The following is a 12,416-nucleotide window of genomic DNA, read 5'->3' as shown; positions in this document are numbered from 1 at the left end:
GATCAACAATGTCAAAGAACTCTAGAGCCGAAGCCCTCTACCTTCCGGTCCGCGTCGCCGTCTGACCAGCGCCGCACCCCGTCGGTGGAGGCGGGTTATAGGGCCCACCCAAGGAACTGTCAAACCCTTTTTTGGAAAAAAACGCGCTAAAAATGCAAAAAGTTGGAAAGCCTTTTTCACCAGAATTCCTGCCACAGCGCGCCATATCACTGTCTGATTGAGTGCGCTGCAGCATCATTTTGACCATATGGTTAGGAATTGCATCCCGCCGATTTAACCAACCGCAGAAAACAGCCATTTTAACCCTGGCGCCACCGCACCACCATTTCGCAGAGCACAAAACAGGCATCAATGCCCTGTCACAGTACCCCGACCGTCCTTGGGCAAGACATATATATAATGCCGCCGTGAAATCAGGTTTGCCCCGAAATGCCGATGTCAAAACACCGGACCATCATCAGCCATCAGCACACATATATATAGGAGTGCGAATCACCAGATGCGTCAGATGTGCCCCTGCACCGGCAAGCACGGCCACCCAATGGTGATTCGCATATACCGGCACACATTTTGGCCTGCGATCATACGCATCGACAAAAGGTGTGAATTTAAATGGTTAACACGCTGCCATTTTCTTGCCATTCTCGCCATTCAGATGAGCGTCGTTCTTGTGAAACGCCTGCCTTAATCATTTCAACGGTTCGTAAACCATATCCCGGCATCATGGCCTTAACGGGATGGCGCCCAACCAGTTGTGAATTGGCATTTCACATTTACGAGTCTTTTTTGTATAAGGTTCGTGCCGATGTTGCCGCAAAGAGCAACTCGTTGGGCACACTGCATTATTAGTTCTAGGGGAGTTCTGCGGCAATGGCCGGAAGAGACTTGGTATCTATTGCCACCATCATGGCAATCTTGGGGGGGACTGCCGGTTTCATCCTCTCTGACCATTACTCCAACGCTTCGGATACCGCTTTGTCAGCCAGTGCCGCTGAAAGCGAGTTAAGCGCTTCTCCTCCATCCAGTGTGACCGAAACGGCCAACCTGCCCGATAACGAGCCCCGTCTTGAAACGGTTGTGCTCGAAAAAGGTTCCAACCTGATGGCAACTTTAACGGCAGCGGGCCTTGAACGGTCGGTTGCCTTTAACGCCATCGAAGCGCTGCGCGATGTTTACAATCCCCGCAAACTGCGCGCCGGCCAGGAATTCGACCTTGTTTATGCAAGCGACGTCGACGGTGACAGCGACCTTTTTGATACCCTGCGTTTCCAGCCTGATCCTGAAACCGTTGTTCTGGTTTCCCGTACCGATGACGGCTTTACCGCGTCGAGTGACAAGGTCGCACTGACCCCTGTGCGCAATGTTTCGTCCGGCGTGATCGATCAGAGCCTGTTCCTTGCCGCCGAAAAGAACGGCATGCCGCTTTCGGTTTTGATGGAACTGATTGAACTGTATTCCTACGAAGTAGACTTCCAGCGTGACATCCAGCCGGGTGACAGCTTCGAGGTGATGTTCGAAGAACTGCGCAATGAGTCGGGCGAACGTGTTCGCTATGGCGATGTCGTTTATGCCAGCATGACACTAAGTGGCAACAATGTCCGTCTTTATTCCTATAAAGACAGCAATGGCGATATCGACTTCTATAACCAGAAGGGCGAATCGTATCGTCGTGCCCTGATGCGGACCCCGATCAACGGTGCGCGTCTGTCATCGGGCTTTGGCGCGCGCAAGCACCCGATTCTCGGCTTTACCAAAATGCACAAGGGTGTGGACTTTGCCGCCCCGCCAGGGACCCCGATTTTTGCAGCCGGTAACGGTACCGTTGCCAAAATCGGCCGCAATGGCGGGTATGGGAACTATATCCGTCTGCGCCACAATGATTCGTACGACACGGCCTATGCCCATATGAAGGGCTTCGCCAAGGGACTGAAACAGGGTTCACGGGTCAAACAGGGGGATGTGATCGGCTATGTCGGCACCACGGGTGCTTCAACTGGTCCGCACCTTCACTTCGAAATCCTGAAAAACAACGCCCAGGTCAACCCGATCAAGGTCAAGATGCCAAGCGGCAAGACCCTGAAGGGTGACGAACTCAAGACCTTCCTGGCGAAGGCAGAGGGGCTCCGCGGGCAATATGCCGAACTTTCGATGCATAACCGCAAGGTCGCCAGCGCCGAATAAACAGCACATCCTGAAAACCTAGCAAGCCCGCCATCTGGCGGGCTTTATGCTTTTGGTGCCTGTTCACCACCCAGCATTTTACCCAGTTCAAGAATAAGACCATCATAGAAATCACGAGCAACCCCGGATAGCGGCCGCACGTTGGACGTAATGATTTCCAGCGGTTCCATAATGCGGGGACGAAACGGCAGCAACCGGATATTGGGGAAATTGAAGGCATCGCTGAAATAGCGGCAATTCAGGGCATCGACCAAGGTTAACCCCATACCGAGATTTACAAACGACATGGCATGAACCGTCGTATGGACCTCGATAATACGGTTGAACGCGATCCCGGCATCGTCATAAGCCCTGCGCAATTCCCGTGTGGTGGCATTTTCTGAATCAAGCGTGATCCAGGGGGATGTTCCGGCATCTGCCAATGTCACTTCATCAAGCTGTGCCGCAGGGTGATCAAGAGGGACAGCACAGAAGCAGGGCAAATCCATTGAGAACGACTCATGGCTAAGCGAGCTTTCCGATTTATCCACCAGCCCGATCTGATACTGCCCGGACGCCACCCCCTGTCTGATCACGGAACAACCGGCATGATGGAGGCTGACCTGAACACCGGGATTCTTTTTCATGTAATCGGCAATCAGTTCCGGCAGGAAGCGATAGGCAGGACCAAAGATTGAACAGATCCGCAGGCGCCCGCCCTTATTATTGCGCGCCGCTTTCAGACTGTCTTCAAGATGACTGAGCCCCTGCAGGATTGAATAAACTTCATCATGCAGAAAGTGCGCTTCATCGGTCGGCAGGAGTTTACCGTTATGCCGGACGAACAGCTTGTATCCGATTTCCGCCTCGAAATTCGCCAGCATCTTGCTGGCGGCGGGCTGGCTGACAAAGCTTCGTTCGGCCGCGCGAGTGATGCTGCCGGTAACAAAAACCTCGTGAAATATCCGTAAACGCTTGATATTCATCGATCATAACTCAAAGTTATCAAACCATCAAAAACATTCAATACCATTATTATTCTTCTTATCCTAGGATCACGACGATTTTTGCGCCGGGGGCCTGAGATCGCGTCTGATGCAGCAGCATGAAAGACCGCGATACGGAAAACCGATTTGCAGGAACAGCATCAACAAGAACCTTAATCAGGGAAGCATAATGAATAAATTTGCCTCGGCTCTGGCTGTGAGCGCAGCCATGATTTTCGTCCAGACATCGGCCAGTCAGGCCGAAGAAGGCACATCGACACTTCAGACCGTCAAGGATCGCGGCAATGTTAGCTGTGTGATCGGGAACTCCTTCCCGGGCTTTTACAGCCTGAACAAGGAAGGTGAATGGCAGGGCATGGACATCGATATGTGTCGTGGCGTTGCCGCAGCCGTTTTCGGAGATGCAGGCAAAGTCAACTTCCTGCCGGTTCAGTGGGCGCAGAGCTTTACCACGATCAAAAGCGGCAAGGGCGACATCCTTTCCAAAGGCATGACCTGGACGCTGTCGCGTGATGTGAGCCAGGGCCTCGACTTCCTTGATACCTATTTCTATGACGGTCAGGGCTTCATGGTCCGCAAAGACCTTGGTGTCACGTCTGTCAAAGAACTTAAAGGGGCAACGGTCTGTGTGCTGACCGGCACATCAAGCGAACTGAACCTTGCCGATTACAGCCGGACACATGGTCTGGATCTGAAAACGGTTGTTTTCGATGATTCGGCCGTGCGCAACACCGCATTCTTTAACGATAACTGCGATGCGCTAACCAATGACAAGTCCGGCCTTGCCGCACAGCGTTCCGCCGCCCCGAACCCGGCAGATTATGTTGTTCTGCCCGAAACCATTTCCAAGGAAGCCCTGTCATTTGCCGTCAAACAGAACGACAGTGAATGGGCCAATGTCGTGAAATGGACCTTCCAGGCGATGGTTGCCGCCGAGGAATACGGCATCACCTCGGAAAATGTTGATGACATGCGCGCCAATTCGGAAAGCCCGATCATCCGTCGTATTCTGGGGGTCGAAGGCGATCTGCATGTCGGTCTGGGATTGCCGCAGGACTGGGCCTATCAGGTTATCAAGAATGTCGGCAATTACGGCGAAATCTATGAACGCAATGTCGGCCCCGACAGCATTCTTGGTCTGGACCGCGAAGGTACTCTCAATGCCCTTTGGCAGGATGGCGGCCTGATGTATGCAAAGTCATTCCGTTAATTCCGTACGTTCAGACAGGCTGGTGATCTAGCCTGTCTGAGTGCCCCACATTCCCACGGTTACCCCGGTATGAACTTTATTTCGCCATCGCGTCCAAAACCCGGCATTGCGAACAGCATTCTCTCCTGCCTGAACAAGGATTCAACACGTGGCGTGGTCATTCAGGCCGCAACGCTTGGCCTTGTGCTGGCAACTCTTTTGTATTTGTTTTCAAATTCTGCACAGAACCTTGATCAGCTCGGTCTGAGTTTCGGGTTTGACTTTCTGCAAACGACCGCTGGCTTTGACATTAGCTGGAGCCTGATCGCCTATGACCCGAGCATGAGCTATTGGCGGGTCTTTCTGGTCGGGATCGTCAACACCCTTTTCCTGTCATTCTGTGTCATTGTCTTTGGCACCATTATCGGCACCATTGTTGGTATTCTGCGCCTGTCCCCTAACCCGCTGGTATCGCAACTGGCGCGTTGCTATGTCGAGGTGGTTCGCAATGTACCGCTGCTGATCCAGATTATTTTCTGGTTCACCACCGTCTTTTCCGCCTTGCCGCCACCGCGCAGCGGTTACGGATTTGCCGGGCTGATATTTTTGAACAATCGCGGCTTTTATATGCCATCCGCCGTCACCGATATGTCTGGCTGGCTGATTGCGGCGGGAAGCCTGATGTTGCTTGGCACACTCTGGTTCCTTCTGCGTGGCATACGTCGCCAGCAACGCCAAAGCGGATCGGTTCGCCCTTCGTATCGGATCGCTTTTGCCATTTGGGGCATTGTTCTGTGTGGCATGGCCTTGATCGTTGGCAGTTCATTGCACTGGTCTGTTCCGGCGTTGCAGGGTTTTAACCTTGAGGGCGGCATGTTTCTGCCGTCGGCATTTGGCGCGGCCTTTATCGCGATGGCGGTTTACCGGTCCGCCGCCATTGCCGAAACCGTGCGTGCGGGCATGGAATCCATCAGCAAAGGACAACATGAAGCCGCCGCGACCATCGGCTTTTCACGGTTTCAGACGCTTCGCCTGATCCTGATTCCACAGGCCATACGCGCCATTATTCCGCCGCTTGCCAATTCCTGGCTGGTCGCGACCAAGGATTCGTCGCTTGCCGTTGCCATCGGCTTTCCCGAACTGGTGTCGGTCTTCATGCAGACATCGGTCAACCAGACGGGACGCGCGATCGAGATCATTGCGATGGTGATGGGCTTTTACATCGTGGTCAGTCTGATCATTTCGTATCTGCTCAACAAATATAACGCCCATGTGCAGTTCAAGGCGAGGTAAGCAATGTCTGAACAGGATCTCAAACATTTCGTTCCCACCCCGCCACGCCTTCCGGCCAGGAACGAGCAAAACCTGCGACACCGCATTCAAAAGCAATGCTTTAACAACATCGGCAACAGCTTGCTGACCATCTCGGTTCTGGTACTGATCTATTATGTCGCGAAGTCGTTTCTCGACTGGGCTGTCTTCAACGCGGTGTGGGATGCCGCCACCCGGCGTGAATGCCTGGATATCAGCCCGGATGGTGCCTGCTGGGCCGGAGTGATCGACTGGTTTAACGGCTTGATTTACGGGCGTTATCCGGATGAAGAACAATGGCGTGTCAATAGCGGTGTCGTCATGGCGCTTTTATGGTTATTGCCCCTGATGAGCCAGCGCATTGCCTATCGCAATTCCATCCTGATCAGCTGGATCACGCTGTATCCGTTTCTCGGGGCCTATATGTTCCTTGGCGGCACCTTCGGTCAGGATGTCGGGATCATTCATATGGTCTTTACATCACTGGCTGCGGGCTACTTCATCCTGCTTTATCTGAACTGGGTGCTGTGTGCGGCCGGGCAGTCTTCGCTGCCGGAAATGGTGACACCGCTGACATCAAAGCTGTTTCGCCGCGGGCAACATATGACCGGTTTCCTTCTGGTATGGGGCTTTCTGTCGATCCTTTGCGGCGTCGTACTGGCGCAGATGCATCTTGAACCGGTTCCGGTGGATCATTGGGGCGGATTGTTCCTCACACTGATCATCGCGTCCTTTGCGATTACCATGTCCATTCCGGTTGGCATTCTGCTGGCACTCGGGCGACGCTCGAAACTTCCGGTCATTCACTGGCTATCAATGATGTTGATCGAACTGGTGCGCGCGGTTCCGCTGATTACCGTTCTGTTCATGGCCGTCACCCTGTTGCCGATCTTTTTGCCAAGCGGTGCCGAGCCCGACAAACTGTCGCAAGTCCTGTTTGCGGTCTGCCTGTTTGCCGGGGCCTATATGGCAGAAAACATTCGCGGCGGGCTGCAGGCCATTCCCGACGGCCAATATGAAGCCGCCCAGACACTGGGCCTTGGCTATTGGCTGACCATGGGTCTGATCATTCTGCCACAGGCCATGCGGCTTATGATCCCCAACATAATGACGTCCTTTATCAGCATGCTCAAGGACACGACCTTGGTCTCGATTATCGGCCTGTTCGACATCATGTTGATGGCGCGCAATATCTCCAACGACAAGAACTGGATCGGTCTTCATACAGAGCCGCTTGCCCTGATTTCGATCCTGTTCTTCGTGATGTGCTACGGCATGTCGCAATACAGCCTGAACCTTGAAAAACGACTGAAAGCGCATCGCTCATGACTCTGTCTGATCCTCAGGCACCGGCAGGCAAACTGTCCCGCCCGGCCATTGAAATCGATAACCTGAACAAATGGTTTGGATCCTATCACGCGTTGCGTGACGTCTCCCTGACCGTTGGCGAGCAGGAGATCATGGTTGTGTGCGGCCCCTCTGGCTCTGGCAAGTCGACTTTGATCCGTTGCCTCAATCATCTTGAGGAATATCAGGAGGGCCGGATTTGCGTCTTTGGGCAGGAACTTGCCCGCGACCAGAAAAGCGACCGCTTCATTCACCAAACCATGGGCATGGTATTTCAGAACTTTAATCTGTTTCCCCATCTGACAGTTTTGCAGAACTGTACCCTTGGCCTGACATGGTTGCGCAAGAAAACCGAAAACGAAGCCCGTGATATCGCCATGGGATTGCTTGAACGTGTTGGCATCGAGCATCTTGCGGATCGCTTCCCCGGACAGCTTTCCGGCGGTCAGCAGCAGCGCGTGGCGATTTCCCGCTCGCTCGCGATGGATCCGAAAATCATGCTGTTTGACGAACCGACATCCGCCCTGGATCCGGAAATGGTCAAGGAGGTGCTTGATGTGATGGTCAAACTGGCTGAAACCGGCATGACCATGGTGTGTGTCACACACGAAATGCAGTTCGCCCGTCAGGTCGCCGACCGCGTGGTATTCATGCAGGACGGCGAAATTGTTGAAGTTGGCCCACCTGAGCAAGTCCTCTTGCATCCGCAATGGGATCGCACGCGGGAGTTCCTTGATCACATTCTTTAGGTCCTAGTCTCCTAATCCCCGATACACGTCCTGAAACGGAACTCATCGAGATGTTGGCAAAACATTCATCGAACTATATCCATGCGCCTTATTGGCAGGCGGCCATCGCGCCGAAAAAACCAGAAGCATCGCTCAACCGTCGCGATCTTCCTGACCGTGCCGATACCGTAATTGTCGGCGGGGGCTATACCGGTATTTCGGCGGCCATCACCCTTGCCCGTGCCGGGCAGAAGGTCGTTGTTTTCGAAGCCGATGCTTTCGGCAACGGCGCCAGCAGCCGCAATGGCGGGATGCTGGGTCCAAGCTTCAGCAAGCTGGGGGAAAATGGCCTTGAACGCCAATATGGCCGCGAACAGGTTCACGCCACGATCCGCGAAAGTCTGTCCGCCTTTAACTGGCTGGTGAATTTCATTCGCGACGAACAGATCGATTGCGACCTTCAGATATGCGGGCGTTTTCGCGGCGCCAGTCACCCCGGTCACTATGCCGGCCTGATCGAACAGGCCAATGAAATCGCCAAGATTGTTGACTTCCCCGCAATCGAAATCAGCCGCGTCCAACAGGGTGAGGAAGTCGGATCGAACGCCTATTACGGCGGCGTGGTTTATCCGACCGATGGTGCGGTTCATCCGGCCAAGCTTTTTCAGGGCCTGTGTGAAATTGCAAAGCGCGACGGGGCATTGCTGTTTGATCACAGTCCCGTATGTCAGGTGACCAAAAACAACAGCCAGTTCATCGTCAGCGTCGATGACAAGAAGATCACCGCCGATCATGTCATCATCGCGACCAACGGCTATACCGGCGGGCCGTTCGGCAAATTCAAACGCCGCCTGATTCCGATCCGGTCCGCAATGATCGCAACCGAAGAATTGCCTGAATCCGTCATCCGGTCGGTGTCCCCCAAACTGCGCTGTCACGGCAGCACCGAACGCCTGTCGGTCTATTACCGCCCCTCCCCCGATGGCAAACGCATCCTGTTTGGCGGGCGGTCGCTTGGTTATGGTGATTGCCCGCAGATATATCATAAATACCTGCAGAACTTCATGACGCGCCTGTTCCCGCAGCTCTCAAATGCAAAGCTTGATTACGTCTGGTCGGGCAAAATCGCCTACACGTTTGATCATGTCCCGCATATCGGGGTAATGGATGGCATGCACTATGCCATGGGTTATTGCGGATCGGGTGTGGGACGGGCGAATTACTTCGGACGCAAGATTGCGCAAAAAGTGCTTAATCAGGCCGAAGGCCACACAATCTTTGAAGAATTCCCCTTCAAGACCCGCCCGTTTTATACCGGCCATCCATGGTTCCTGCCTGCGATCATGAAATGGCACAGTCTGGCGGATCGACTTGGATTTTAGGGGCGGCATTAATCCCCTTCGGAAATAAGAAAAGGGCGGCCCGACAGGACCGCCCTTGTTTCTTAATCGATACCCGATTGCTTCGCCTAGGCCGCGTCCCGTTCGAACTGCAACTTCGCCAGACGGCCATAAAGCGGGTTTGTTTCCATAAGCTCCTGATGGGTTCCGACGGCGATCAGTTTGCCATCATCAATCACCGCAATCCGGTCGGCATGCAGCACTGTCGCCAGACGGTGCGCGATCACAAGCGTGGTGCGGGTTTTCATGATGGTTTCAAGCGCCTTCTGAACCACCTGCTCGCTTTCGGCATCCAGCGCGCTGGTGGCTTCATCCAGCAGCAGTACCGATGGATTGCGCAGGATCGCACGCGCAATTGCGATGCGCTGCCGCTGCCCACCCGAAAGACGCACACCTTTTTCGCCAAGGAAGCTGTCAAAGCCGTCCGGCAGGCGATCAAGGAATTCGGTCGCATGGGCGGCATCGGCCGCTGCCCGGACGTCCTCGTCGGACGCGTCAGGACGGCCATAGCGGATGTTTTCCCACGCATTGGCGGCAAAAATCACCGGATCCTGCGCCACAAGACCGATCCGTTCGCGGACCGATACCGGATCGGCGGTGCGGATATCGACATCATCAACCTTAATAACCCCGCTTGCCGGATCATAGAATCGCAGCAAAAGCTGGAACACCGTCGTTTTACCGGCACCGGACGGGCCGACAAGCGCCACGGTTTCCCCCGGTTTCACCTGCAACGAGAAACCGGTCAGGGCCGAACGGTCCGGGCGCGCCGGGTAATGGAAGGTCACATCTTCAAAACTGACATGGCCAAGATGTTTTTCGGGCATCTGCACCGGGTTTGCCGGTGCGGCAATGGCCGGTTTGGTTTCAAGCAGCCCCATCAGGCGTTCGGCCGCCCCTGCGGCACGCTGCAGATCGCCGATCACTTCGCTGATCGCACCGACCGAGCCCGCAACCACGATGGCATAAAACACAAAGGCAGAAAGATCGCCGGCCGAAATCGTACCATCGAGCACGTCATGCCCGCCAATCCACAGGATCGTCCCCACCGCGCCAAAGACCATGACAATGACAACCGCGGTCAGAAGCGCCCGCGCCGAAATGCGCGAAATGGCGGTCTTGAACGCCCCTTCGACGAAACCGTCAAACTTGTCGCTTTCGATCTTTTCGTGGGTATAGGCCTGTACGGTGCGCAGCGCATTGAGCGATTCTTCGGAAAAGGCGCTGACATCGGCGATGCGGTCCTGTGCCTCGCGCGACAGACGGCGCACCCGGCGGCCATAGCCGATAATCGGCACAACCACCAGCGGCACGACGAGCAGAACTAGCGCTGTCAGCTTGGGGCTGGTCACCGCCAGCATGGTCAGGCCGCCGACAAACATCAGGATATTGCGAAGCGCGATCGAGACACTTGATCCGATCACGACCTGCAAAAGCGTTGTATCGGTCGTCAGGCGCGAAAGAACTTCGCCGGTGCGGGTGACTTCAAAGAAACCCGGATCAAGCCGGATGATATGGGCATAAACCGCCGAACGGATATCGGCAACCACACGCTCCCCGATCCACGACACCAGAAAGAATCGGGCATAGCTTGCCCCGGCCATCAGAAGCGTCACCGCAAACAGAACGAAAAGTGCCTGATCAAGCAGGTCCGCATTGCCATCGGCAAATCCCTGATCGACAAGCATGCGCAACCCGCTGCCAAGGGCCAGAACCGTGCCCGAGGCAATAACCAGTGCCACCATTGCACCGGCCACCTGTAAACGATAGGGCAGGACAAAGGGGATAATGGCGCGAAGAGCGGAAAAATTACGACTGGAGTCCCTGTCTGCAAGACGGGGTGAAGTACGGGGATTCAATGCCACGGCAACCTTCCAGTTTACGCTTTTCCTGCCAATTCCGGGTCCCGATCAGTCAAGATCAAGACGCCGCCCCGTCTTGACCGCAAGATCAGCCGAAAGCTGATCGGTCAGCGTCGTCGAGCCGCGGGTGGACGTCCAGCTTTCATTGTCTTCATCAAAATCATAGTGGCTGGCACCACTGACCGGCGAAGACATCCAGATCTGGCGGTTCGGGCCGTGTTTGTTGATGATGAACTGTTCACCCGAGTCGAGTTCGATCGTCAGGATTCCCGATTGCAGATCGACATCAATATCGTCCCCCATCTCGTCATCAATATGATCCGAAAGGGTTTCAATGGTGTCATCAGCAAGCTGATGGAAGCGGGTTTCATCAAGGGCCACGATCAACACTCCGTCTGTCAAAAGGGGCTAAACGCCCCCTGGCAAGGCGACAATTCTATATGCTGGCGCACCATACTATATAAAGAGTCTCGCGCAAGTCTGCATCATGCAGATGATGCGGATTAATGACCGCAACAGTGTGCGATATCACCATAAACCGGGATCAAAAATGCCGGTCGCCCCCCTTAATCCCGGTTTATCCAATAATTCCCGGATACAGGGGTTGCATAGGTCGATTTTTTACCTTATACACCGCGCTTCAAATTCCGGAGTGATAGGCGATGAAAAAAGACATCCATCCCGATTACCATGAAATCACCGTTCAGATGACGGACGGCAGCAGCTTCACCACCAAATCGACCTGGGGCAAACCGGGCGACGTTCTGAAGCTTGACATCGATCCGAAAAGCCATCCGGCTTGGACTGGTGTTCATCGTCTGCTCGACAGCGGCGGTCAGCTCGCGAAGTTCAAAAAACGCTTCGCCGGTTTCAATATCGGTAACTAAGCAAAGTTCGCCTTTCTGGCGATCTATGGGATCAGCGCCCGCTAGCGTCTTCATGATGCTGCGGGCGTTTTTCTTTTCCGGATGCAAAATCAGAACGACGTGCAACCCAGCTATACGGGGGCATTAGGCATATTTAATGGTCATCCGGACATTTTCTTGCCATAATCTTCAACCGGCGCTATACCGCGCCGTTATCGGGGATGGGGTCCCCCTATTGTCAGGAAGACTGGGCTAATCGAATGAACCAGGTGATCGCGCGCACCCAGGTCAGCTATGAGGTCTATGTTAAAGACCGCTCAGGGCGTTGGCAGATTCACGCCCACTTTACCGGTGCGCAGAAAAAGCAGGCCGAGGAAGAAGCGCGCTCGCTTGAGAAGATGGCGCATGTCTCCGCCGTCAAGGTCATTCGCGAAGTCTATAACCACGCGACGAATGCGGCTGACGAATATGTCGTCTATGAAACGCGGCAAAGCGGTGCGCTGGAAAAGGCACAGGCAGCCCCGGCGCGCCCTGCCCCCGTGCGTG

10 protein-coding genes and 1 pseudogene are annotated in these 12,416 nt (G+C 54.6%); 8 read left to right on the top strand and 3 right to left on the bottom strand.

All coding sequences use genetic code 11. The features are described 5' to 3' along the window. The first annotated feature begins 870 nt into the window (after positions 1 to 870). Positions 871 to 2,181, top strand: a complete 1,311-nt coding sequence (locus TH5_RS24505) for a M23 family metallopeptidase (RefSeq protein ID WP_244205030.1) — start codon at positions 871 to 873, stop codon at positions 2,179 to 2,181. Positions 2,182 to 2,225: 44 nt separating this feature from the next. On the opposite strand, the gene TH5_RS24500 is transcribed toward TH5_RS24505, so the two are convergent. Continuing rightward, positions 2,226 to 3,146 carry a LysR family transcriptional regulator gene (locus tag TH5_RS24500; RefSeq protein WP_114124060.1) on the bottom strand — a complete coding sequence of 307 codons (921 nt, stop codon included), beginning with the start codon at positions 3,144 to 3,146 and terminating at the stop codon, positions 2,226 to 2,228. A gap of 190 nt (positions 3,147 to 3,336) precedes the next feature. Between TH5_RS24500 and TH5_RS24495 the strand changes: the two genes are divergently transcribed. The 5 genes from TH5_RS24495 to TH5_RS24475 all read left to right on the top strand — a co-directional run bounded on the left by TH5_RS24495 (position 3,337) and on the right by TH5_RS24475 (position 9,124). Beyond that, complete coding sequence (locus tag TH5_RS24495; protein WP_114124062.1) at positions 3,337 to 4,377, top strand: amino acid ABC transporter substrate-binding protein; 1,041 nt, start codon at positions 3,337 to 3,339, stop codon at positions 4,375 to 4,377. Positions 4,378 to 4,446: 69 nt separating this feature from the next. Further along, on the top strand, positions 4,447 to 5,649 hold the full coding sequence (locus tag TH5_RS24490; protein ID WP_114124059.1) for an amino acid ABC transporter permease: 1,203 nt from the start codon (positions 4,447 to 4,449) through the stop codon (positions 5,647 to 5,649). Positions 5,650 to 5,652: 3 nt separating this feature from the next. Beyond that, positions 5,653 to 6,996, top strand: a complete 1,344-nt coding sequence (locus TH5_RS24485; protein ID WP_114124058.1) for an amino acid ABC transporter permease — start codon at positions 5,653 to 5,655, stop codon at positions 6,994 to 6,996. Further along, positions 6,993 to 7,763 (top strand): amino acid ABC transporter ATP-binding protein, encoded by a 771-nt coding sequence (locus TH5_RS24480; RefSeq protein ID WP_114124057.1) that lies wholly within the window; start codon positions 6,993 to 6,995, stop codon positions 7,761 to 7,763. The genes TH5_RS24485 and TH5_RS24480 overlap by 4 nt, the downstream gene beginning before the upstream one ends. 50 nt (positions 7,764 to 7,813) lie before the next feature. After that, positions 7,814 to 9,124, top strand: a complete 1,311-nt coding sequence (locus TH5_RS24475) for an NAD(P)/FAD-dependent oxidoreductase (protein WP_114124056.1) — start codon at positions 7,814 to 7,816, stop codon at positions 9,122 to 9,124. 86 nt (positions 9,125 to 9,210) lie between these two features. Here the strand turns inward: TH5_RS24475 and TH5_RS24470 are convergent, their stop codons facing one another. Further along, complete coding sequence (locus TH5_RS24470) at positions 9,211 to 11,007, bottom strand: ABC transporter transmembrane domain-containing protein (protein ID WP_114124055.1); 1,797 nt, start codon at positions 11,005 to 11,007, stop codon at positions 9,211 to 9,213. Between the two features lie 45 nt (positions 11,008 to 11,052). After that, the gene (gene cyaY / locus TH5_RS24465) at positions 11,053 to 11,385 is read right to left on the bottom strand and encodes an iron donor protein CyaY (RefSeq protein ID WP_062953431.1); all 333 of its coding nucleotides are present in this window, start codon (positions 11,383 to 11,385) and stop codon (positions 11,053 to 11,055) included. A 281-nt stretch (positions 11,386 to 11,666) separates the two neighbouring features. On the opposite strand from cyaY, the gene rpmE reads away from it, so the two are divergent. After that, positions 11,667 to 11,891 (top strand): 50S ribosomal protein L31, encoded by a 225-nt coding sequence (rpmE, locus tag TH5_RS24460; RefSeq protein WP_114124054.1) that lies wholly within the window; start codon positions 11,667 to 11,669, stop codon positions 11,889 to 11,891. Positions 11,892 to 12,130: 239 nt separating this feature from the next. Next, positions 12,131 to 12,416, top strand: a pseudogene (locus tag TH5_RS24455) (adenylate/guanylate cyclase domain-containing protein); the annotation flags it as partial.

Source organism: Thalassospira xianhensis MCCC 1A02616 (assembly GCF_003326475.1).
Taxonomy (GTDB): Bacteria; Pseudomonadota; Alphaproteobacteria; order Rhodospirillales; family Thalassospiraceae; genus Thalassospira; species Thalassospira xianhensis.
The sequence above is the reverse complement of the archived record's forward strand: the minus strand, read 5'-3'. Positions and strand labels throughout refer to the sequence as shown.